The organism is Luteimonas campi (assembly GCF_051162505.1).
Lineage (GTDB): Bacteria > Pseudomonadota > Gammaproteobacteria > Xanthomonadales > Xanthomonadaceae > Luteimonas.
On the sequence record NZ_JBNWEM010000001.1, the window covers coordinates 357,163 to 379,449 of the forward strand.

General features: G+C 70.8%; 17 protein-coding genes. 15 read left to right on the forward strand and 2 right to left on the reverse strand.

Going from position 1 to position 22,287, the window contains the following annotated elements; genetic code table 11:
- Positions 1-69: 69 nt before the first annotated feature.
- Both ACQYVW_RS01690 and ACQYVW_RS01695 read left to right on the forward strand, forming a co-directional pair.
- On the forward strand, positions 70-1,170 hold the full coding sequence (locus ACQYVW_RS01690; protein WP_434932402.1) for a Glu/Leu/Phe/Val dehydrogenase dimerization domain-containing protein: 1,101 nt from the start codon (positions 70-72) through the stop codon (positions 1,168-1,170).
- Between the two features lie 797 nt (positions 1,171-1,967).
- Positions 1,968-3,125 carry an isovaleryl-CoA dehydrogenase gene (locus ACQYVW_RS01695; RefSeq protein WP_434945849.1) on the forward strand — a complete coding sequence of 386 codons (1,158 nt, stop codon included), beginning with the start codon at positions 1,968-1,970 and terminating at the stop codon, positions 3,123-3,125.
- A gap of 42 nt (positions 3,126-3,167) precedes the next feature.
- Here ACQYVW_RS01695 and ACQYVW_RS01700 read toward each other — a convergent pair whose 3' ends face one another.
- A complete protein-coding gene (locus tag ACQYVW_RS01700; protein WP_434945850.1) occupies positions 3,168-5,996 on the reverse strand; it encodes a S8 family serine peptidase in 2,829 nt (942 codons plus the stop codon).
- A gap of 148 nt (positions 5,997-6,144) precedes the next feature.
- On the opposite strand from ACQYVW_RS01700, the gene ACQYVW_RS01705 reads away from it, so the two are divergent.
- The 7 genes from ACQYVW_RS01705 to ACQYVW_RS01735 all read left to right on the forward strand — a co-directional run bounded on the left by ACQYVW_RS01705 (position 6,145) and on the right by ACQYVW_RS01735 (position 13,037).
- Positions 6,145-7,317, forward strand: a complete 1,173-nt coding sequence (locus tag ACQYVW_RS01705) for a thiolase family protein (RefSeq protein ID WP_434945851.1) — start codon at positions 6,145-6,147, stop codon at positions 7,315-7,317.
- Between the two features lie 131 nt (positions 7,318-7,448).
- Entirely contained in the window at positions 7,449-7,784 is a 336-nt protein-coding gene (locus ACQYVW_RS01710) for a hypothetical protein (RefSeq protein ID WP_434945852.1), read from the forward strand.
- Positions 7,785-7,929: 145 nt separating this feature from the next.
- Entirely contained in the window at positions 7,930-8,268 is a 339-nt protein-coding gene (locus ACQYVW_RS01715; RefSeq protein ID WP_434945853.1) for a hypothetical protein, read from the forward strand.
- Between the two features lie 610 nt (positions 8,269-8,878).
- The gene (locus ACQYVW_RS01720) at positions 8,879-10,486 is read left to right on the forward strand and encodes a carboxyl transferase domain-containing protein (protein WP_434945854.1); all 1,608 of its coding nucleotides are present in this window, start codon (positions 8,879-8,881) and stop codon (positions 10,484-10,486) included.
- An 86-nt stretch (positions 10,487-10,572) separates the two neighbouring features.
- The gene (locus tag ACQYVW_RS01725; protein WP_434945855.1) at positions 10,573-11,901 is read left to right on the forward strand and encodes a family 8 glycosyl hydrolase; all 1,329 of its coding nucleotides are present in this window, start codon (positions 10,573-10,575) and stop codon (positions 11,899-11,901) included.
- 166 nt (positions 11,902-12,067) lie between these two features.
- Positions 12,068-12,640, forward strand: a complete 573-nt coding sequence (locus tag ACQYVW_RS01730) for a bactofilin family protein (protein WP_434936185.1) — start codon at positions 12,068-12,070, stop codon at positions 12,638-12,640.
- A 4-nt stretch (positions 12,641-12,644) separates the two neighbouring features.
- Positions 12,645-13,037 carry a hypothetical protein gene (locus ACQYVW_RS01735; RefSeq protein WP_434936184.1) on the forward strand — a complete coding sequence of 131 codons (393 nt, stop codon included), beginning with the start codon at positions 12,645-12,647 and terminating at the stop codon, positions 13,035-13,037.
- 159 nt (positions 13,038-13,196) lie between these two features.
- On the opposite strand, the gene ACQYVW_RS01740 is transcribed toward ACQYVW_RS01735, so the two are convergent.
- On the reverse strand, positions 13,197-15,125 hold the full coding sequence (locus tag ACQYVW_RS01740) for an FTR1 family protein (protein WP_434945856.1): 1,929 nt from the start codon (positions 15,123-15,125) through the stop codon (positions 13,197-13,199).
- 15 nt (positions 15,126-15,140) lie between these two features.
- Between ACQYVW_RS01740 and ACQYVW_RS01745 the strand changes: the two genes are divergently transcribed.
- The 6 genes from ACQYVW_RS01745 (at position 15,141) to ACQYVW_RS01770 (ending at position 22,232) form a co-directional block, all read left to right on the forward strand.
- A complete protein-coding gene (locus tag ACQYVW_RS01745) occupies positions 15,141-15,431 on the forward strand; it encodes a hypothetical protein (protein WP_434936180.1) in 291 nt (96 codons plus the stop codon).
- Positions 15,428-16,216, forward strand: a complete 789-nt coding sequence (locus tag ACQYVW_RS01750) for an enoyl-CoA hydratase-related protein (protein ID WP_434936178.1) — start codon at positions 15,428-15,430, stop codon at positions 16,214-16,216. The genes ACQYVW_RS01745 and ACQYVW_RS01750 overlap by 4 nt, the downstream gene beginning before the upstream one ends.
- 2 nt (positions 16,217-16,218) lie before the next feature.
- Entirely contained in the window at positions 16,219-16,629 is a 411-nt protein-coding gene (locus ACQYVW_RS01755) for a VOC family protein (RefSeq protein ID WP_434945857.1), read from the forward strand.
- Positions 16,629-18,629 carry an acetyl/propionyl/methylcrotonyl-CoA carboxylase subunit alpha gene (locus tag ACQYVW_RS01760; RefSeq protein ID WP_434945858.1) on the forward strand — a complete coding sequence of 667 codons (2,001 nt, stop codon included), beginning with the start codon at positions 16,629-16,631 and terminating at the stop codon, positions 18,627-18,629. Before ACQYVW_RS01755 ends, ACQYVW_RS01760 begins: the two co-directional genes overlap by 1 nt.
- A gap of 154 nt (positions 18,630-18,783) precedes the next feature.
- On the forward strand, positions 18,784-19,677 hold the full coding sequence (locus tag ACQYVW_RS01765) for a hydroxymethylglutaryl-CoA lyase (protein WP_434936764.1): 894 nt from the start codon (positions 18,784-18,786) through the stop codon (positions 19,675-19,677).
- The gene (locus tag ACQYVW_RS01770; RefSeq protein WP_434945859.1) at positions 19,674-22,232 is read left to right on the forward strand and encodes a sensor domain-containing protein; all 2,559 of its coding nucleotides are present in this window, start codon (positions 19,674-19,676) and stop codon (positions 22,230-22,232) included. Before ACQYVW_RS01765 ends, ACQYVW_RS01770 begins: the two co-directional genes overlap by 4 nt.
- Positions 22,233-22,287: the final 55 nt, after the last annotated feature.

Sequence of the window (22,287 nt, forward strand, 5' to 3'; positions counted from 1 at the left end):
CACCTTTCTCGCCAACCTGATCCAGGGCCCGCGCGCAGCACGCGCGGCGTCCGCGACGGAGTGTTATCCATGATCTTCGAACAGCTTGGGACCTACGGCCATGAGCAGGTCGTGTTCTGCCACAACCCCGACGTGGGCCTGAAGGCGATCATCGCCATCCACAACACGGTGCTGGGGCCCGCGCTGGGCGGCACGCGCATGTGGCCGTACGCAAGCGAGCAGGAAGCGCTGAACGACGTGCTGCGCCTGTCGCGCGGCATGACCTACAAGAACGCGGTGGCCGGCCTGAACCTGGGCGGCGGCAAGGCGGTGATCATCGGCGATCCGTCGAAGGACAAGTCCGAGGCGCTGTTCCGCGCGTTCGGCCAGTTCGTCGACTCGCAGGGCGGCCGCTACATCACCGCCGAGGACGTAGGCATCGACGTCAGCGACATGGAATATGTGTATCGCGAGACCCAGTTCGTCACCGGCGTGCACCAGGTGCACGGCGGCTCGGGCGATCCCTCGCCGTTCACCGCCTACGGCACCCTGCAGGGCCTGATGGCCACGCTGAACCGCAAGTTCGGCGACGAGGAGGTGGGCAAGTACAGCTACGCGGTGCAGGGCCTGGGCCACGTGGGCATGGAGTTCGCGAAGCTGCTCAAGGAGCGCGGCGCGAAGATCTTCGTTACCGACATCAATCAGCAGCGCGTGGACCAGGCGGTGAGCGAGCTCGGCGCCGAGGCCGTGGGCCTGGACGAGATCTACGACGTGGACGCCGACGTGTACTCGCCCTGCGCGCTGGGCGGCACGGTCAACGAGAAGACCCTGCCCCGCCTGAAGGCCAAGGTGATCTGCGGCGCGGCCAACAACCAGCTGGCGAACAATGCGATCGGCGACGAGGTCGTGCGCCGCGGCATCCTGTACGCGCCGGACTACGCGGTGAACGCGGGCGGCGTGATGAACATCTCGCTGGAGATCGACGGCTACAACCGCGAGCGCGCGATGCGGATGATGCGCACGATCTACCACAACCTCGGCCGCATCTTCGAGATCGCCGACCGCGACGGCATTCCCACCTACCAGGCCGCCGACCGCCTGGCCGAGGAACGGATCGAGACCATCGGCAAGCTCAAGCTGCCGATGGGTCGCGCCACGCCGCGCTTCCAAGGGCGCGTGCGCGGGAACTGAGCAGCACTCAGGCGGGATTGCCCGCGGGAACGGCCCGGCCGCGCCGCCGGCAATCCCCGGACTGTGGGAGCGACCTTGGTCGCGAACCGGGCACCCATTTTCGTGGGAACACCTTGGTCGCGACCTGGGCGGCAACTGCTCGGGAGCAGCCTCGGCCACAAAGGCTTCGCGCGCAAGCGCGCTCCCACAATTGGTTCCCCGCTCCTTCGCTTGCTGTGGGAGCGACCTTGGTCGCGAACCGGAGCAGCCGCCTCCTGGGGAGCAGCCTCGGCCGCAAAGGCTTTCGCGCGCAAGCGCGCTCCCACAGGCGCCACCCCGCTTCTCGACTCGCGGTGGGCAGGATCCTGGTCGCGAACGAGGCAGCTACCCTCTGTGTGGGGGCGACCTTGGTCGCGAACCGGGGCAGCCGCCTCGTGTGAGATCGGCCGTGGTCGCGTAGGCTTTCGCACGCGAGCGCGCTCCCACAGGTGTTTTCCCGCTCTCCATCGCACACTGTGGGAGCGACCTTGGTCGCGAACCCGGCAGCCGCTTTCCGGCAGAGCAACCTTCGTCGGGAAAGCTTCGCGCGCGAGCGCGCTCCCACAGGGGCCGCTGGTGTCGTGATCGCTGGTGCGGAGGCTCCTGTTACAGGGCGCTGGTGCGGGGCCGCTGGTGCCGGGTCGCTGATACAGGGCCGCTGGCCCGCAGGCCGCTGTTACATGGGCCACTGGTGACGTGCCTGCCGGCGACATGGCGCCGGTCGACCGAGCCGGGGCGGCTCGTTGTAGCATGTGAAACCAATTCACAGGGAGCTGGGCATGCGGACTTTCCCCCTCGGCGAGGACATCGATTCGTTGCGCGAGGCCGTGCGCCGGTTCGCCGAGGCCGAGATCGCGCCGCGCGCCGCCGCGATCGACGAGGAGAATGCGTTCCCGCAGGAGCTGTGGGCCAAGCTCGGCGAGCTGGGCCTGCTGGGCATGACCGTGCCCGGCGAGTTCGGCGGCAGCGAGATGGGCTACCTCGCCCACCTGGTGGCGATGGAGGAGATTTCCCGCGCCTCCGGCTCGGTTGGCCTGAGCTATGGGGCGCATTCGAACCTCTGCGTGTCCAATCTCTACGCCAACGGCAACCAGGCGCAGCACGAAAAGTACCTGCCGAAGCTGTGCAGCGGCGAGTGGAAGGGCGCGCTGGCGATGAGCGAGCCCGGCGCCGGCTCCGACGTGGTCGGCTCGATGGCCTGCCGCGCCGAACTCAAGGGCGACACCTGGATCGCCAACGGCAACAAGATGTGGATCACCAACGGCCCCGAGGCCGACGTGCTGGTGGTCTACATGCGCACCGCCAGCCGCGAGCTGGGCAGCAAGTGCATGACCGCCTTCATTGTCGAAAAGGGCATGAAGGGCTTTTCCACCGCGCAGAAGCTCGACAAGCTCGGCATGCGCGGCTCCAACACCTGCGAGCTGGTGTTCGAGAACTGCGAAATCCCCAGCGAGAACGTGCTGGGCGAGGTCAACAACGGCGTCAAGGTGCTGATGAGCGGCCTCAACACCGAGCGCCTGGTGCTGACCGGCGGCCCCCTGGGCCTGATGCAGGCCGCGCTCGACATCGCCCTGCCCTACGTGCGCGAGCGTCGCCAATTCGGCCAGGCGATCGGCAGCTTCGGCATCATGCAGGCCAAGGTCGCCGACATGTACACCGCGCTGCAGTCCTCTCGCGCCTTCGCCTACCAGGTGGCACGCGACTACGACGGCGGCCACCGCTCGCGCATCGACGCGGCCAGCTGCCTGCTGCACGCCAGCGAAGCCGCGGTGCAGGTTGCGCTGGAGGCTATCCAGACGCTGGGCGGCAACGGCTATATCAATGAATACGCCACCGGCCGCATCCTGCGCGATGCCAAGCTCTATGCGATCGGCGCGGGCACCAACGAGATCCGCCGGATGCTGATCGGCCGCGAGCTGTTCGCCGGCAACCACTGAGGCGCGCCCGGGCGCAGCCGTGCGCCGCGTACGGCCGCGCTGTCAGAACCCCATCGCGTACCGCAGCGTGCCCATGCGCTCGTCACCGCGTGGGCCGAAGCGCTGGTCGAGATCCAGCATCAGCCGGGCGTTGCGTCCCATCCACGCCTCCAGCCCGACGCCGACCAGGCCGCCCGACTTCGCCGCGTCCGCCAGCGGCAGCGGCGACCAGCTGTCGATGCCGATGAAGCTCGCCTGCATGTCGAAGCCGTCGGCCTGCAGCGTCTGCTGCCACTCCGACCACGCCCGCAGCCGGGCGCCGCGCCAGTCGCGGCTGGCGCGCAGGCCGGCGATGGCCTGGGTGCGCGTGAGCGTGGCTGCCGCGGCCTGCAGCCCGAAGCCGCTGCCCCATTCGGCGAAACCGTCGTTGCGCATCCGCACGTACCCGGCCCCGACATAAGGCGTGAGCTGCCAGCCGCCCAGCGCCTGGTGGCGCCCGGCCTCCAGCTCGAGGCTGCCGTAGCGGCCCGTGTACGCGGAGAACACACCGGCCCGCCCCGCGTCGCCGTCGAACAGCCGGCGCTCGATGCCGCGTTCGAATCGTCCGCTGGCGAGGTGCGCCGCGGCATAGCCATCGGCCGCCAGCCGGCCGAGGTAGATGCCGGCGTGCGTCTGCCGGTCGCGGCTGCGGTCGCGGTTGCCGCCGATCCAGTCCTGCGTGCGGGTTTCACCGAAGGCCAGGCCCGAGATGAATCCGCCAGATCGCTGGTCCTGGCCGATCGTCCAGCCATCGCGCTGATAGCCGCCGCCGGCGATGCCGGTGCTGCCGCCCTGGCCCAGCGATCGCGTCCAGGCGCCCGCCTGCCCCGCTCCCGACTGCAGCTCGCCCAGGCGGGTGGACAGCGCCCGCCGCCCCATGTCGATGGCGTCGAAGCTCAGGCTGGTGGCCAGCGAATGCGATTCGCCCGAGAGGCTGTCGAGCGCGGCGGCAGCGCCTGCCTCGTCGCTGAGCGCCTGGAACGCGCCGGCCACCTGCCGCAGCGACGCGTCCGCGCCTTCGGCCTGCGCGGCGTCGAGCGCATCGAACGCACGTTCCAGCCGCTCCGCCGCCGCCAACCCGGCCGTTGACACGCCGGCCAGGCGCTTCGCCGCCGCGGCCAGGTCCAGCCGCTCGATCTCCAGGCTCACCACGGAGGCGTCGTAGTCGTAGGCCAGCTCGGCCTCGAGGAAGAGGCTGGAGGCCTGCGTCAACCGGTCGAACTCGCCGCTCAGGCCTTCGAGCGCGGTCAGCACCGGCTCGCTGGCGCGGGTGACATAACCCGGGGCGATCCCGGACACATGCAAGGTGCCGCCCTCGATCGTGGCCGAGCCATGCACCATGAGCGAGGTGCCGACCTGCACCGACAGCGTGCCGGTCTCCAGCTGGGTGTAGTCGCCGGCGGCCAGCAGGCGGTTGTCCGCATCGACGGCCAGCGTTCCGGCGTTGCGGATGCCCTGCCAGATCGCGCCGCTGCCGGTCAGCGTGCCGTTGCGCTCGACCCGCACCTGGGTGGCGGTCAGATGCCCGTCGACCTGCAGGGTGCCCTCCTCCACCCGCGTGTCGCCGCGATAGTCGCTGTTGGGCAGGTTGGCCAGCACCAGGCGGCCGCTGCCGCGCTTGACCAGACCGCCATCGCCGTCGATCGCATTGCCCCAGGTGGAGGTCATGCCGTCGAAGTCGGCGACGACATCGCCCCAGTCGAAGCGGCCGGGCCCCCGCACCGCCGCGGCGATATCGGCCGAGCCATAACCGAACACGGGATCGACGCCGGCCTCGCCCAGGTCGGTTGCCGTGCCCAGCAGGGTCTGCCGCACGAGGTCGTTGTCGAAGTACGGAAACGCCTCCCAGACAAGGGCCGCGGCTCCCGACACGATCGGCGCGGCGAACGAAGTGCCGGACCAGCGCACGTAGCTGGGCGCGTTGGGCGCGTCGTTGGTGCCTGTGGTCACCACCGTGCCGGGCGCGGCCAGGCAGTAGCGCATCGCCAGGCCGCAGGCATTGGAATAGACCGCCAGCCGCGAGGCGTCCGTCGCATCGAGCGCGGCCACCGTCAGCCAGCCGCGCTCCAGGTCCGCGGCCGGCAGGCTGCCCGCGACCCCGGGCTGGCTCGGCAACGCCGCGGTATCGGAGGGATCGGCGAATCCGGAGTTGCCTGCGGAGAACACCACCAGGCCGCCGTGGTCCCGGATGAAGGGCCGGTATTCGGCCGCGATCGGCGCGGTCGCAGCGGGATTGGTCCAGTACAGGCCGCCCCAGGAGTTGTTCATCACCTGCACGCCTTGACGCATCAGGTCGGCGTGGATCGGCGCCAGGCCCAGGGCGCCGTCGACCTCGTTGCCCCGCCCGCTGCCGTCGTCCACCGGCGGCTTGTCGTTGATGATGCGTGCCGAGACGATCCGCGCGCCGGGCGCGATCCCGCCCGGCCAGCGTCCGAACGGCATGCCGGCTGCGGTCTGCGCGACGGCGGTGCCGTGGCCGACCACGTCGTCGACCTGCAGGTTGTTCGTCGTCCGGTCGATGTAGGTCAGGTTGGCGACGACGCGACCGTCGCGCATCGCCGGGTGGCTGCGGTTGACGCCGCTGTCGACGATGCCGATGCGCACGCCCGCACCCGTCAGGCCCATGGCATGGGCCGCGGCCGCGCCGGTCCACTCGATGTGTCGGCTGTAGCCGGGATCCGGATCCTGCACCGTGGGCGGTGGCGGCTGCGGCGGCGGCGCTGCCGGCGGAGGCGCCACGGGGGGCGGATCGGCGCGTGTCCCGCCCCCGCCGCCCCCGCAGGCGGTCAGGACGCAGGCGGCCATGATGGCCGTGGCCAGGATCGATCGGTGGTGCAGGCCCCGCAGTGCCATGGTCTCCCTCCCTTGATCGCACGCGGCAGGCGCACCGCGCTTCTATAGCCCCATTCGCGATGCCGCGCCAGCCGACCTGCGTCCGTTTGCGGGGCCGCTCGGGCGGGGGCGATAATCGGGGCTTCCCCACGCGGTTTTGGAGTTTTCCATGAGCGACGTCGTCATCGTCGGTGCCAAGCGCACCGCCATCGGTTCCATGCTCGGCCAGTTCACCGGCGTGCCGACGCCCACCCTCGGCGCCGCCGCCATCCGCGCCGCGCTCGAGCAGTCCGGCGCCAAGGGCGAGGACGTCTCCGAAGTGATCATGGGCTGCGTGCTGCCGGCCAACCTCGGCCAGGCACCCGCGCGCCAGGCCGCGCTGGCCGCCGGGCTGCCCAAGGGCACCGGCTGCACCACCATCAACAAGGTCTGCGGCTCGGGCATGAAGGCGGTGATGCTGGGCCACGACCTGATCAAGGCCGGTTCGGCCAGCGTGGTGGTCGCCGGCGGCATGGAGTCGATGACCAACGCGCCGCACATGGTCTCGGCGCGCCCGGGCCTGCGCTATGGCGAGGCCAAGCTGGTCGACCACATGGCCTGGGACGGTCTGACCAACCCCTATGACGGCCAGTCGATGGGCGTGTTCGCCGAGGCGACCGCGGACAAGTACGGTTTCACCCGCGAGGAGCAGGACGCCTTCACCATCGAGTCGGTGAAGCGCGCCCAGGCGGCGATCGCGTCGGGCGCCTTCAAGGACGAGATCGTTCCGGTCAAGGTGGCCGGCCGCAAGGGCGAGGTCGAGGTGGATACCGACGAGCAGCCGGGCAAGTCGGACGTGGCCAAGATCCCGACCCTGCGCGCGGCCTTCCGCAAGGACGGCACGGTGACCGCCGCGAGCTCCTCGAGCATCTCGGACGGCGCGGCGGCAACGGTGCTGACCAGCGCCGAACATGCGGCGAAGCTCGGGCTGGAACCGATTGCACGCATCGTCGGCCACGCCACCTTCTCGCAGGAGCCGGAGTGGTTCACCACCGCCCCGGTGAGCGCGATCCGCAACCTGCTCGACAAGGTGGGCTGGACGGTGGACGAGGTCGACGTGTTCGAGGTCAACGAGGCGTTCTCGGTGGTGGCGATGGCGCCGATCCGGGACCTCGGCATCCCCCACGACAAGCTCAACGTCCATGGTGGCGCCACCGCCCTCGGCCACCCGATCGGGGCCAGCGGCGCACGCCTGCTGGTCACCCTGCTGTACGCGCTCAAGGCGCGTGGCGGCAAGCGCGGCGTGGCGTCGCTGTGCATCGGCGGCGGCGAGGCCACGGCCATCGCGGTGGAGCTGGCCTGAGCCGGGTGAACGGTTAACGCACGCTTGACGAATTTTCCACCCGGCCCCGCTTGACAGCGGTCACGGGCTTGTCATCATTGTTGCGACGCGCAAGTTGCGCGTTGCCAAACTTCAGACGAGGAAGAACGGATATGACCATCAACAAGGCTCTGCTCGCGCTGGCTCTGGGCTTCGCCCTGGCCGCCTGCAGCAACCAGCAGCAGGCCGAGAACGCCGCTGCCGACGCCGCTGACGCCGCTGCCGATGCCGCGACCGCCGCGGTCGAGGCCGAGGGCACCGCCGCTGCCGACACCGCCCAGGCTGCTGCCGACGACGCCGCTGCCGCTGCCGACGCTGCCGCCGACGCCGCCGCCGACGCTGCTGCCGCCACGACCTCGGAAGCCGCCGACGCGGCTGCCGACACGGCCGAGGCTGCGGAAGACGCCGCGAAGGACGCCGAGGACGCTGCTCAGGAAGCGACCCCGTAAGTCCGACGTTGCCGCAAGGCAGTCGAAGAAAGCCGCCGGCTCCGTCCGGCGGCTTTTCTTTTTTTAACATTCTGTTTTGCACAATTGCGCCGCGGCCAGGGGGACCCCGGGCCGGACGACCCATCCAACTACCCGGAGAACACCCTTGAAGATCAAGCTCCTTGCCATTGCCGCCGCCAGCGTGCTCGCGCTCGCCGCCTGCGAAAACACCGCCCAGGGCGCCAAGGAAGACACGGCCGCGAACGCCGCCGCTGCCGAGCAGGCGGCCGCCGACGCCGCCGCCGCCACCGAGCAGGCCGCTGCCAACGTCGCTGCCGCCACCGAAGAGGCCGCCGCCGACGCGGCCGCCGCCACCGAGGAAGCCGCCGCCAATGCCGAGGCCGCGGCCGACGACGCCGCTGCCGCCAGCCGCGAAGCTGCCGCCGACGCCGCCGGCGCGGTGAAGGATGCCGCTGCCAACGCTGAGGAAGCGGCGCGCAACTGACCCCGGTTGCAGTCTGCAACGAAAGGCCCGCCACGCGCGGGCCTTTCTTTTTGCTCATCTCCCGTTCTGGGGGCCCTTGGGCGCCGCTCCATGGGTTTCGATCTGGACTTCGGACGGACGCCGCTGCCTGACGGCCGGGGGTTGCTTTCCGCTCGGTCAGGACATCCTGTCTCGAGTCGCGCGCAATGCATCCATGTTGTGCCCATCGTGATCCCCGCTGCCAGGCGGCGGCTCACCGCTGCTTGAGCCGCGACGTGTCGGTGGGGGCTTCGAAGCCACGCCAATGACGTGGCGATGTCGATCCGGGCCGGGGATCGCGGAGAGCAGCGCATGGATGCGCTGCGGCGGCGAGTCAGCCAGGGGTGAGTGCGGACCGCTTGCGCGGCACTGCCGCGCGTCCGCAGGAACGCCCGGCGCGCTGCGCCGGGCCGGACCGCGCAGCGGGCTGACCGAGCCGAGAGCAATCGCCGGGTCGGATCGACTCCTCATCGTAAGCGGCAGTCCATCTGGCTGTGGCATAGGTTCACGCAGAGGGAGGACTTCGGGCGCCTTTCGCGCGGGCGCCGCCGCTCACGTATCCTCTGCCCTTTCGTCCGAAACCATCCGCACCATGCCGGCACTGACCTCGCAACTCGATCCGCGCTCGCAGGACTTCCTCGACAGCGCCGCCTATCACCGCAGCCTGGTCGACGAGCTGGAACGCCGCCTTGCGCGCGCAGCCGACGGCGGCGGGGAGCAGGCGCGCCAGCGCCACACCGAACGCGGCAAGCTGCTGGCGCGCGACCGCATCACCGCCCTGCTAGATCCGGGCTCGCCCTTCCTCGAGATCGCGCCGCTTGCCGCCGAGGAGATGTACGACGGCGCGGCGCCCGCCGCCGGCATGGTCTGCGGCATCGGCCGGGTGATGGGCCAGGAGGTGGTGGTCGTGGCCAACGATGCCACCGTCAAGGGCGGCACCTACTTCCCGATGACGGTGAAGAAGCATCTGCGCGCGCAGGAAATCGCGCGCGAGAACCGCCTGCCCTGCGTGTATCTGGTCGATTCGGGCGGCGCCTTCCTGCCGCTGCAAGACGAGGTCTTCCCCGATCGCGAGCACTTCGGCCGCATCTTCTACAACCAGGCGCGGCTGTCGGCGGAGAACATTCCGCAGATCGCGGTGGTGATGGGCAGTTGCACCGCCGGCGGCGCCTACGTGCCGGCGATGTGCGACGAGTCGGTGATCGTGCGCGAACAGGGCACGATCTTCCTTGGCGGCCCGCCGCTGGTGAAGGCGGCCACCGGCGAAGTGGTCGATGCCGAGGCGCTGGGCGGCGCCGACGTGCACACCTCCGTGTCCGGCGTGGCCGACCACTACGCCGAGGACGACCGCCACGCGCTGGAAATCGCGCGTTCGATCGTCGGCCACCTCAACCGCCGCAAGACCCTGCCCGTTGCCGTGCGCGAGGCGCGCGAGCCGCTGTACGCGGCCGAGGAGCTGTACGGCATCGTGCCGAAGGACACGCGCCGACCCTTCGACATCCGCGAGGTGATCGCGCGCATCGTCGACGGCAGCGAGCTGGACGAGTTCAAGGCGCGCTACGGCAAGACCCTGGTCACCGGCTTCGCCCACCTGCACGGCTACCCGGTGGGCATCGTCGCCAACAACGGCATCCTGTTCGGCGAGAGCGCGCTCAAGGGCGCCCACTTCATCGAGCTGTGCAACCAGCGCGGCATCCCGCTGGTGTTCCTGCAGAACATCACCGGCTTCATGGTCGGGCGCAAGTACGAGAACGCGGGGATCGCCAAGGACGGGGCGAAGATGGTCACCGCGGTGGCATGTTCTTCCGTGCCGAAGTTCACCGTGGTGATCGGCGGCAGCTTCGGCGCTGGCAACTACGCGATGTGCGGCCGCGCCTATGGCGCGCGCTTCCTGTGGATGTGGCCGAACGCGCGCATCAGCGTGATGGGCGGCGAGCAGGCGGCGAGCGTGCTGGCGACGGTGCGCCGCGACGGCATCGAGGCCAGGGGCGGCGAATGGAGCGTCGAGGACGAGGATGCGTTCAAGGCACCGATCCGCGCGCAGTACGAGCACCAGGGCAGCCCGTGGTACGCCACCGCGCGGCTCTGGGACGACGGCATCATCGATCCCGCGGATACGCGGCGGGTGCTGGGGCTGGGCATCTCCGCTTCGCTCAATGCGCCGATCGAACCGGCCAAGTTCGGGGTGTTCCGGATGTAGCTTCGGCGCGGGATCGGGGTCGGGGTGGGCCGTCCGCAGCGACGCCATCTGCTACCTTGCCGGTCCCGCCGCCCGACGCCCGAAGAATGCGCCTGACGTCCAATCGCGCCTTGCACGCGCGCGCGCTGTTTCCGCTCTGCTTCCTGTTGTCCGCCTGTGCAGGCTCGTCGGCCCCGCAGGCCGATGCCGCTCCTGACGATGCCCCCGTACCCGTCTCGGCCGGCGCCGTCGCCAGTGGGCACTACCCCGACCTCTTCGCCGAGGCCGGCTATCCTCAGGCCGAGATCGAGGCGCGCATCGAAGCCGCCTACCAGCAGCTGTTCCACGGAGATCCGGAGCAGGAGGCCATCTACTACGAGGCCGGCAGCAACGCCGACGGCCCGCTCGCCTACATCCTCGACGTCAACAGCGACGACGTGCGTTCGGAGGGCATGTCCTACGGGATGATGATCGCCGTGCAGCTGGACCGGAAGCGCGAGTTCGACGCGATCTGGAACTGGGCGATGACCCACACCTACCATGCCGACCCGTCGCACCCGGCGCATGGCTATTTCGCCTGGTCGGTGAAGCGCGACGGCACGCCGATCGACGAGATGCCCGCGCCCGACGGCGAGGAGTACTTCATCACCGCGCTCTACTTCGCGTCCGCGCGCTGGGGTGATGGCGAGGGCCTCTACGACTACCGCGCCCATGCCGACCGCCTGCTGCACGATGTCCTGCACCGCGAATCGATCACCGGGCCCACCAACCGCGGCACGATGACCGCGATCAACCTGTTCGACCGCGACGCGAAGATGGTGCGTTTCACCCCCGATGTGGTGAACGCCGCGCACACCGACGCCTCCTACCACCTGCCCGCCTTCTACGAAGTCTGGGCGCGGGTGGGCCCGGAGGCCGACCGCGCGTTCTGGCGCGAGGCGGCCCAGGTCAGCCGCGACTACTTCGCCACCGCCGCCCATCCCGACACCGGGCTGACCCCGGACTACGGCAATTTCGACGGCACGCCCTGGGCGGCCTCATGGCGGCCGGAGTCGGTGGACTTCCGCTACGACGCCTGGCGCAGCGCGATGAACTGGTCGATGGACTGGTCCTGGTGGCGCGCCGACCCACGCCAGGTGGCGCTGTCCAACCGGTTGCAGGCCTTCTTCCAGGCACAGGACATGGACCGCTACGCCAGCCTGTACACCCTCGACGGCCGGCCGCTGGGCGGCGACCGGACCGCCGCCCTGGTGGCCATGAACGCGGTCGCTTCGCTCGCCGCCGACCATCCGCGCAGGATCGACTTCGTCCGGGCACTGTGGGAGCAGCCGGTGCCTACGGGCCAGTACCGCTACTACGATGGCGTGCTCCAGATGATGGGGCTGCTGCACGTGGCCGGCCGCTACCGCGCCTGGCTGCCGTCGGAGGCTCCGTAGCCAAGGGTACGGCTCAACACAATGCGGCAAGTGCCTGCCGGGACACGGATTTGGTGAGCCACGTCACACTGTGAAGGCCATGTCAACATGCTAGGCTCCAAGGCCCCCAATCGCCGTCTGGCGGCGTGCGCCCGACGGTCCCTGCCCAGCCCGAGGAACCCGCGACATGGCCATTTTCAGCCCCCAGAACAACGCCAACGCCCGCAAGGACACGCCGTCCTTCGCGCCGGACGCGCCACCGGCCGTGCCGCCGCAACGTGAAGCTCCGGCAGTCGCGGACTTCACCCCCACCCAGGTCGCGCCGCCCCGCGTCGCCGCGCCCGCCCCGGCGGCCGAGCCGGCCGCCAAGGAATCGCTGATCGCCGCCGATCTCACCATCGAGGGCAAGATCGAAGGCACCGGCCATGTCCGCATCGCCGGACGCTTCAAGGGCGACGTCAACGTGCAGGGCAACCTGCGCATCGAGAACGGCGCCAAGCTCAACGGCGGGGTCAAGGCCAAGCAGGTGGTGGTGGCCGGCGAGCTCGACGGCAACATCGATTCGGCATCGAAGGTCGAGCTGCTCGATTCGGCGGTGCTCACCGGCGACATCAAGGCTGGCACGCTCACCGTCGCCGCCGGCTCCAGGATCCGTGGCCACGTGGAATGCGGCTGGGACAACAGCGAATCCGCGTCGTCGGCGCCGCGCAAGGACAAGGCCAAGGGCGAGAACGCGGAGACGCGCGAACTGGCCAGCTGAGCCCGTGGCCGCGCCGAAGCCCGGAACGGCAGGTGCCACGCGCACCTGCCCCCACTGCAAGACCACCATCCTCGAAAGCGCGAGCATCTGTCCCTCGTGCAAGCACTACCTGCGCTTCGATACCCCGCGCAGCGGTCCCGGCGCGGTCCCCGCCAGCACCACCGCCCTGCAGGTCGAGGGCATGATCCGGCATCCGTCCGAGGGCGGCGCCTGGGAATACTCGGTGGTGCTGAGCGTGCGCGACGACGATGGTACCGAGATCACCCGCCACGTGGTCGGCGTCGGCGCGATGTTCGCCGGCGAGGAGCGCACCTTCCACCTGTCGGTGGAGGTCTCCCCGACCAACGACATGCGCAAGCCGCCCAGAAGCCCCAACAAGCGGGGCCTGCGGCACTGATCGTGGCCTGACGGCGTCAGGCCGCCGTCTCGCTGCGTGTCGCCATCGTCCCTGGTGCGGCGGCCGGACGTCCCGGTCGCCGACCTGCCGCACGCGCCAGCCCCTGCCCCGCACCGCGGCCGCGTTGCGCAGGCCGCGTCCGCGATGCGGTTTGCGGCCTCAGGCTGCCGCCTCGCGGCGGGCGCTTCTGCTGGACAGCGCGAACCCGATGGCGAGCATCAGCGCCACCAGCACCTGCGCGGCGACGCCTTGCAGCGTCGGATACAGGCCCAGCAGTTCCACCCGTGGCCAGCCTTCGAGCCAGCTCACCGGCAGATAGCCGGCCTCCTGCAGCGCGGACACCGCCTTGCCCATCAGCACCACCGCCAGCACCGAGATCATCACAGAGCTGTAGCGGAAGAACTGGCCGATCGGCAGGCTGCGGCTGTAGCGCATCATCCCCCAGCCGATCGCCAGCAGGGCCAGCCCTGCCGCGGCGCCGCCGGCGATGACCGCACCCTGGCTGCCCTGGTTCCAGATCGCGGCGTAGAACAGGATCGTCTCGAACACCTCGCGGTAGACCACTACGAACACCAGGCCCAGCAGGAACAGGCCCGACGACTTGCCCAGGGCGTGGCCCAGCCGCTCGCGCACATAGCGCTGCCAGGCCTGCGCGTGGCTCTTGCCGTGCATCCACAGCCCCACCCAGACCAGCACCACGGCCGCCAGCAGCGAGCCGAAGCCTTCGGACAGTTCCCGGCTCGCACCGCTGATGGTGATCACCCAGGTCGCGAGCACCCAGGTCGCGGCGCCCGCGACCAGGGCGGAGAGCCAGCCGCCATGGACCCAGGGCAACATTTCAGTGCGTTCGGCCTTGCGCAGCAGCGCGATCATCGCGATCACGATCAACAGTGCCTCCAGGCCCTCGCGCAGCAGGATGGTGAAGGCGGCGACGAAACTGGCGGTGGCCGAGGTGCTGTCCTGGCCCAGCACCTGCTCGGCCTCGGCGAACAGGCCATCGAGCTGGTCGACCTGCGCCTGCAGCGCGTCGGCGGGGGCGTCGGCGGCCAGGCCCGAGCGCAGCTGCGCCATGGCCGCCTCGATGCGCACCATCAGCGGATTGTCGCGCGCGGCAAGCAGCGGTTCGACCGGCTCGAAACCATCGAGATAGGCCGCGAGCGCGAGGTCGCGCGCGGCCTTGGCGTCGCCGGCGCGGTAGGCGGCCATCGCCTCGCGCAGCAGTCCTCGCGCGGTGGCGAGGGCCGATTCGAGCTGCTGCGCCTGCGTCGCCTCGGGGTGGCGGCGCAGGTAGGCGACGATCGCGGCCGCGTCCTCGGCCGATCCCAGTTCGTTCGCAAGATCGGCCGGTGTCTGCCCGACGTAGCGGTCGAGATCGAACCTGGCCTGCAGCGCCGCGTCGCCCTCGAGCAGGGCCTTGCCACGGCCGGCCAGGGACTCGGGATAGGCGATCGCGCCGGTATAGGTGGCCAGCGCCCAGAGATCATCGGCCGGAAGTCCGCGGTAGCTCACCATCGAGGTGCCTTCCAGGCCCTGCTCGATCACCTGGTAGAGCGCGAACACGCTGCGCTCGTCGGCGCGTTCGCGATCGGTGAAGTCGATCGGCGGCGGGTCGAGCCCTGCGCTGGCGGGACCATCGCCGGCGCCGGTGGGGCCGTGGCAACTGGCGCACAGTTGCGCGTACAGCTCGCCGCCACGGGCGTGCCGGGGCGGCGTGGCCGGCAGCAGCGGGATCGGGTGCGCCTGCACCAGCAGGGCGGCCAGTCCGCGCGCCTGGGCGGCGATGCGATCGGGCGCGGCCTTGTCGGCGATCGCCCGCTCCAGCGCCTGCGCGTCGCCCTGCAGCTGGGCGGACTGCGGCGTGTCCGGTAGGGCCGCGATGGCCGATGCCGCGGTGGCCGAGAACTCCAGCATCTCGTCGTATTCGAGCTGATTGACCACCTCGCCGTCGGCCACCGCCTCGCGATAGTCGACCGCGATGTAGTCGAGCAGGCGCCAGGTGGTGGCGACCGAAGCGTCCGAAGCGAAGGCGCAGGTACAGATCAGGACGACGCTGAGCAGGAGCGTCGCCAGCAGGCGGTGTGGGAGCATGGGCGGGGAATGAGAATGAGTCTCGTCCAGTTTAGCGCAATCCTGCGTATCCGCGTGCCCGTGCAAGCCTCACTGGCTGCGGCCCGGCGGTGCAACACGGCCGCAGCGAGCCCCGCGCCCGCCGATCGTTCCGCTCGCCGCATGCTGGACAGCAGGAGGACGCGCGCGCCGCAGGACGCAGCGGTCCTGATCGGTGCGTCGTCCCGGCTTACCCGGAAAAGCCGTGCGCCGTCCGCCCTGCCCCGCCTTCCGGCGATGGTCGGCGGCTATGATGCGGAGCCGTCGACCTTCTGCATGACGTCATGACCGAACCGCTGTCGATCCACCGCAACGGAGCCGTGCTGCGCGTGCGCCTGGACCGCCCGGAGTTGCACAACGCCTTCGACGCCGCCCTGATCGCCCGCCTCACCGCCGCATTCGACGAGGCGGCCGCCGATGCGGGCGTACGCGCGGTAGTCCTGGAAGGCGCCGGCGCTTCGTTTTCCGCCGGCGCCGACCTCAACTGGATGCGCGGAATGGCCGCGGCCGGCGAGGCCGACAATCGCGAGGACGCCCTGGCGCTGGCCCGGCTGATGCGCACGCTCGACGAACTGCCGAAGCCGACCATCGCGCGCGTGCACGGCGCCGCTTTCGGTGGAGGCGTGGGGCTGGTGGCCTGCTGCGACATCGCCATCGGCGTGCCCGGCGCGAAGTTCGGGCTGACCGAAAGCCGCCTCGGCCTGCTGCCGGCGGTGATCTCGCCCTATGTCGTCGCCGCGATCGGACCGCGCCAGGCGCGCCGCTGGTTCGCCACCGCCGAGGTGTTCGATGCCGCGCAGGCGCTGCGCATGGGCCTGCTGCACGAGGTGGTCGAGGCCGATGCGCTCGATGCCGCGGTGGAGCGCCAGCTCGCGTTGCTGCTCAAGGCCGGCCCGATCGCGTCGGCCACGGCCAAGCGCCTGGTGCGCGATGTCGCCCTGCAGTCCGACCGCGACCGGCTCGACCAGTCCAACGCGGCCTTGATCGCCGCGCTGCGCGTCTCGGCCGAGGGCCAGGAAGGCCTGGGCGCGTTCCTCGACAAGCGCGCGCCCGCCTGGGCGCGTGAGGACTGACCATGCTCGACCACCTGGGCCTGCGCGTGGCCGACTACGCGCGCAGCCGCGCGTTCTACGAGCGTGCCCTGGCGCCGCTGGGCTTCGCGGTGGTGGTGGAGCTGACCGCGGCCGAGACGGGCGGCGGCTACGCGGGCTGCGGGTTCGGCCCGCCGCGGCGGCCGCATTTCTGGATCGGCGCAGGCACCGACGGCATCGCGCCGAGCGGCGCCGCGCACTTCGCCTTCACCGCCGCCAGCCGCGCCGCCGTGGAGGCCTTCCACGCAGCCGCACTCGCCGCCGGCGGCCGCGACAACGGCGCGCCCGGCCTGCGCCCGCACTACCACGCCGACTATTACGGCGCATTCGTGATCGATCCTGACGGCCACAACATCGAGGCCGTCTGCCACCTCCCCGAGGACGCCAGCCGCTGATGTTCCAGACGATCCTGATCGCCAACCGCGGCGAAATCGCCTGCCGCGTCATCCGTACCGCACGCCGGCTCGGCATCCGCACCGTCGCGGTGTTCTCGGAGGCGGACGCCGACGCCCAGCACGTGCGCCTGGCCGACGAGGCCTATCCGATCGGCGGACCCCGTCCGGCCGAGAGCTACCTGCGCGGCGATGCGATCATCGAGGCGGCGCTGCGGTCCGGCGCCCAGGCCATCCATCCGGGCTACGGCTTCCTCAGCGAGAACGCCGAGTTCGCCGACGCGGTGGACGCTGCCGGCCTGGTCTTCATCGGACCGTCGGCCGCATCGATGCGCCGCATGGGCAGCAAGGCCGGCGCCAAGGAACTGATGCAGGCCGCCGGCGTGCCGGTGGTTCCCGGCTACACGGGCGAGGACCAGTCGCCGGACCTGCTTGCGCGCGAGGCCGCGCGCATCGGCTTCCCGCTGATGATCAAGGCCGCGCACGGCGGCGGCGGCAAGGGCATGCGCATCGTGCGCAGCGCCGACGAGTTTCTGCCGAACCTGGAAAGCTGCCAGCGCGAGGCGGCCAACGCCTTCGGCCGCGACCGCGTGCTGCTGGAGCGCTACATCGAGTCGCCCCGCCACATCGAGATCCAGGTCTTCGGCGACGCGCACGGCAACATCATCCATCTCAACGAACGCGAGTGCTCGGCGCAGCGCCGCTACCAGAAGGTCTTCGAGGAGGCGCCCTCTCCGTTCCTGACGCCGTCGCTGCGCGCGGCCATGGGCGAGGCGGCGGTGCTGGCCGCGCGCGCGATCGACTACGCCAACGCGGGCACGGTGGAGTTCATCGTCGATCCCGGCGGCAACTTCTATTTCATGGAAATCAACACCCGGCTGCAGGTGGAGCATCCGGTCACCGAGATGACCACCGGGCTCGACCTGGTCGAATGGCAGTTGCGCGTAGCTGCCGGCGAGTCGCTGCCGCTGGCGCAGGACGAAGTGCCGCAGCAGGGCCACGCGATCGAAGTGCGCCTCTACGCCGAGGACCCGGAGGCCGGGTTCCTGCCGGGGTCGGGGCGACTGGAGCGGCTGGAACTGCCGCAGCCCTCGGCGCGCGTGCGCGTCGACTCGGGCGTGGTCGAAGGCGACACGGTCACGATCTTCTACGACCCGATGATCGCCAAGCTCATCGTCCACGACCGCGACCGTCCGGCCGCCCTCGCCCGCCTGCGCGAGGCGCTGGCGCAGTGCGCGATCGAAGGCCCCAAGTCCAACATCGCCTTCCTCGAGGCGCTGGCCAGGCACCCGGCGATCGTGGAAGGCCGCATCGACACCGGCTATCTCGATCGCCACCTGGACGAGTTCGTCGCCGCCCAATCGCCCGCGGACGAACTGCTGCTGGCCGCGGCCACCGCCACCCTGCTCGCCCAGGAAGACGAGCGTCGCGAGTTCGCCCGGGCGTCCAACGATCCCACCTCGCCGTGGTCGATCGCCGACGGCTGGCGGCTGGGCCATGCCGGCCAGCGGCCCCTCGCGTTCCAGCATCGCGGCGAGCGCATCGAACTGCAGGCGCAGGGCGATGGCGGGCGCTATCGCATCGGCATCGGCGGTCGCATCGCCTCGGTGGAGGGAGCGCGGCTGGCCGAGGGCGTCCTCTCGCTACGTTTGGATGGCCAGGGGCGGCGCTTCCAAGTGCTGCAGCGTCCGGGCCGGATCGACGTGCATGACGGCGAACGACGGCTGCCGCTGGCGCCGGTGGCGGTGTACCGCCACGAGCCGGCGGCGCAATCCACCGGCGACGACCGCGTGCGCGCGCCGATGCCCGGACGGGTGGTGGCGCTGCGCGTGTCGGCAGGCGATCGCGTGGAGGCGGGACAGGAGCTGGTGGTGCTCGAGGCGATGAAAATGGAACTGGCGCTCAAGGCGCCGCGCGCGGGAACCGTGGCCGAGCTGCGCGCGGCCGACGGCGAGTTCGTCGAAGCCGACAGCGTGCTGGTGCTCCTGGAGCCGACGCAGTGAGCGGCGCTGGCCTCGCCGCTGCCGGTGCGATGCGGCTGTTCGCCCGGGCAGGTTGCCAGGCATTGCGAGCCGGCTGCGCGCCGGGCGATGCACGCCCCCGGTCCGCCGGCGCCCGCGCCGCCTCGCGCCTGGCCCCGCCCCAGGAGCGTCCGTCTTGAGCCGCCATGTCCGCATTGTCGAGGTCGGCCCGCGCGACGGCCTGCAGAACGAGAAGACCCTGATCCCGGCCGCAGCCAAGATCGAGCTGATCGACAGGCTTTCCGCAACCGGCCTGCAGACCATCGAGGCCACCAGCTTCGTCAGCCCGAAGTGGGTGCCGCAGCTGGCCGATGCCGCCGAAGTGTTCGCCGGCATCGCGCGCAGGCCGGGGGTCTCCTACCCGGTGCTGGTGCCCAACCTGCAGGGCTACGAACGCGCGCTCGCCGGCGGCGCGCGCGAGGTGGCGGTGTTCACCGCCGCCTCGGAAACCTTCAACCGGACCAATACCAACGCCGGCATCGACGAATCGCTGGCGCGCTTCACGCCCGTGCTCGAGCGCGCCCGCGGCGACGGCGTGCGCGTGCGTGGCTATGTCTCGACCGTGCTGGGTTGTCCCTACCAGGGCGATGTCGCGCTGGCCGACGTGGTGCGCGTGGCGACGGCCCTGCACGCGATGGGCTGCTACGAGATCTCGCTGGGCGACACCATCGGAGTGGGCACGCCGGCGAAGGCGCGCGCGATGCTGCGTGCGGTGGCCGGGGAGCTGCCGATGTCGGCGCTGGCCGTGCATTTCCACGACACCTGGGGCCAGGCCCTGGCCAACATCCTGGCCTGCCTGGAGGAAGGCGTGGCGGTGGTGGACAGCGCCGTGTCCGGGGCGGGCGGCTGTCCTTACGCCAAGGGCGCCAGCGGCAATGTCGCCAGCGAGGATGTGGTGTATATGCTCCACGGCATGGGCATCGAGACCGGCATCGACCTGGACGCGCTGGCCGACACCGGCCGCTGGCTGGCGGCCCTGCTCGGCCGCGAGACCGGCAGCAAGGCCGGGCGGGCGCTGGCGGCACGATGAACGCGCAGGCCTCGGCCGACGAGGACGCGCCGCCCGGAAGCGGGCGCGGCGATGTGCTGGCCGCGCTCGCGGCCGCCGCCCGCGACCCCGCCATGCCCGATGCGGCGCGCGACCTGTTCGAGCGCGCCCGGCAGGCCCTGGCGGCCGCGGATGCCGAGGCCGAGATCGCCCACCTGCGCTACCACGCCCTGTTCGACGCGGTGCCCGACCCGGTCAGCATCCTCGACGAGAACGGCACCGTACTCGACCTCAACCGCGCGGGCATGGCGGCCTACCAGCTGCCGCGCGACCGCATCGTCGGCCAGCCCATCGAGGTCCTGAACCCCGACCTGCCCAAGGACCACATGCGTCCGGTGCTGGAGGTGCTGCACCGGGGCGAGACCTATGTCATCGAGGTCACCAACAAGCGCGGCGACGGCACCCGTTTCCCGGTCGAGGTGCATTCGGCCGGCTTCGTGCACGACGGCCGCCGCTGCGTGGTGGCGGTGGCGCGCGACCTCAGCGCCCGGCGCATGGCCGAGCTGCGCTATGGCCAGCTGCTGGAGGTGATCGACAAGGGCGTGGTGGTATTCGACGACACCGGTCACCTGGTCCAGGCCAACGCGGCGGCGATGCGGATCCTCGGCGCCGACGAGAACCAGGACTTCCAGGCCTACCTGCGCCCGGCCGACTGGGCCGTGGTGGACGAAGCCGGCCACCCGCTCGCGTTGAGCGACCTGCCGCCGACGCTGACCCTGCACACCGGCAAGGCCACCGGCAGCCAGGTGCTGGGCCTCTACCATCGCCCCGAGCGACGCCTGCGCTGGCTCTCGATCAGCAGCGTGCCGCTGTTCGCCCCCGGCGGGCGCACGCCGCTGCAGGTGCTGTCGTTCTTCAGCGACGTCACCGAACTCAAGCGCGACAGCGCCCTGTTCGACCGCGCGCAGTCGCTGGCCCACATCGGCGGCTGGGAATGGGAGGTCGACCGCGACGCGCTGTACATGACCGAGGAAGCCACGCGCATCCTCGGCGCCGGGCGCGAGGTCCGCTCGATCGGCGACCTGCTGGCCGCGCTCGCCGAGGCCGACTGCCTGCGCATGGACGCCGCCCTGCGCCAGGCGATCCACGACAACAAGCCCATCGACCTGGAGGTCGAGGCCAAGCACACCGACGGCAGTCCGCTGTGGCTGCGCATCATCGGCGAGGCGGAGATCAACCGCAGCGAGGGCACCAGCATCACCGGTACCCTGCAGGACATCACCGAGCGCAAGCAGGAACAGGAAACCCTGCGCATCCGCGCCCGCACCGACCCGCTCACCGGCCTGCTCAACCGCGACGCGATGCTGCACGAGCTTGAGACGCGCATGCGCGATCCGATGCACGGCCCCATCGCCGTGCTGTACATCGACCTGGACCGCTTCAAGGTGGTCAACGACGTGCTGGGCCACGCGGCCGGCGACGACCTGCTCAACGCCGCGGCGCGCCGCATCAGCCGCGCCGCCGGCACCGAGGGGCTGATCGCCCGTTTCGGCGGCGACGAGTTCCTGGTGATCTGCAATACCGGCGACGACGAAACGCGGCCCGAGCGCATCTCCGACGCGATCCTGGACGGCTTCAGCGAGAGCTTCCGCTTCGACAAGGAGGAGTTCGCGATCACCGCCAGCATCGGCATCGCGCGTGCGCCGCGCGACGGCGACCGCCCGCAGACTCTGATCCAGAACGCCGACGCGGCCATGTACGACAGCAAGCGTCGCATCCGCAACGGCCGGCAGGAGTTCACCCCGGAGCTGGCGCAGTCGCAGCAGAACCGCCTGCGCATGGAAACCCACCTGCGCCGCGCAGCCGACAACGACGAGTTCCGCCTGGTCTACCAGCCGCAGGTCGACCTGCATCGCGGCGCCACGGTGGCCGCCGAAGCGCTGATCCGCTGGCAGAACCACCAGTTGGGCGAGATGCGGCCGGACCACTTCATCGGCCATGCCGAGAACACCGGCGACATCGTGCGCATTGGCCGCTGGGTGCTGCGCGAGGCCTGTCGCCAGGCGGCCGAGTGGCGCGATGCGGGGCTCGGCATCATCCGCGTCGCGGTGAACGTGTCCTACCGCCAGTTCCTCGCCGAGAACCTGGCGGACACCATCCGACAGGCGCTGGACGAGTACCGCCTGCCCGGCTCCGCGCTGGAGCTGGAATTCACCGAGCGCGTGCTGATCGAGGACGCGCCGGACACCCTGCGCACCTTCGCCGCGCTGCGCGACCTGGGCGTGATCCTCACCATCGACGACTTCGGCGAAGGCTACAGCGCGCTCAACTACCTCAGGCGGCTGCCGATCCACGGGCTCAAGCTGAGCCAGCTGTTCGTCGAGGGGGTGCCGGACAACCACTCCGACGTGGCGGTCTGCCAGGCGGTGGCCGGCATCGCGCGCAGTCTCGGCCTGGGCCTGGTGGCCGAGGGCATCGAATCCGAAGCGCAGCGCCGCTTCATGCTGGATCTGGGCGTGCCGGTCGGACAGGGCTTCCTGTTCGCGCCCGGGCTGCCGCCGGACGAGTTCGCGCGGCGGCTGCGCGGCGAGAGCTGAAGCGGTAAGGCGCGGACGGCCGGAGCGCCGTGGAAGCGGCTTCGGCCGCGACTGC

Bases quoted from the DNA above. Each gene is read 5' to 3' on its own strand.
- ACQYVW_RS01690 (WP_434932402.1), top strand. From the start codon at position 70: ATGATCTTCGAACAGCTTGGGACCTACGGCCATGAGCAGGTCGTGTTC.
- ACQYVW_RS01695 (WP_434945849.1), top strand. From the start codon at position 1,968: ATGCGGACTTTCCCCCTCGGCGAGGACATCGATTCGTTGCGCGAGGCC.
- ACQYVW_RS01700 (WP_434945850.1), bottom strand. From the start codon at position 5,996: ATGGCACTGCGGGGCCTGCACCACCGATCGATCCTGGCCACGGCCATC.
- ACQYVW_RS01705 (WP_434945851.1), top strand. From the start codon at position 6,145: ATGAGCGACGTCGTCATCGTCGGTGCCAAGCGCACCGCCATCGGTTCC.
- ACQYVW_RS01710 (WP_434945852.1), top strand. From the start codon at position 7,449: ATGACCATCAACAAGGCTCTGCTCGCGCTGGCTCTGGGCTTCGCCCTG.
- ACQYVW_RS01720 (WP_434945854.1), top strand. From the start codon at position 8,879: ATGCCGGCACTGACCTCGCAACTCGATCCGCGCTCGCAGGACTTCCTC.
- ACQYVW_RS01725 (WP_434945855.1), top strand. From the start codon at position 10,573: ATGCGCCTGACGTCCAATCGCGCCTTGCACGCGCGCGCGCTGTTTCCG.
- ACQYVW_RS01730 (WP_434936185.1), top strand. From the start codon at position 12,068: ATGGCCATTTTCAGCCCCCAGAACAACGCCAACGCCCGCAAGGACACG.
- ACQYVW_RS01740 (WP_434945856.1), bottom strand. From the start codon at position 15,125: ATGCTCCCACACCGCCTGCTGGCGACGCTCCTGCTCAGCGTCGTCCTG.
- ACQYVW_RS01745 (WP_434936180.1), top strand. From the start codon at position 15,141: ATGAGTCTCGTCCAGTTTAGCGCAATCCTGCGTATCCGCGTGCCCGTG.
- ACQYVW_RS01750 (WP_434936178.1), top strand. From the start codon at position 15,428: ATGACCGAACCGCTGTCGATCCACCGCAACGGAGCCGTGCTGCGCGTG.
- ACQYVW_RS01755 (WP_434945857.1), top strand. From the start codon at position 16,219: ATGCTCGACCACCTGGGCCTGCGCGTGGCCGACTACGCGCGCAGCCGC.
- ACQYVW_RS01760 (WP_434945858.1), top strand. From the start codon at position 16,629: ATGTTCCAGACGATCCTGATCGCCAACCGCGGCGAAATCGCCTGCCGC.
- ACQYVW_RS01770 (WP_434945859.1), top strand. From the start codon at position 19,674: ATGAACGCGCAGGCCTCGGCCGACGAGGACGCGCCGCCCGGAAGCGGG.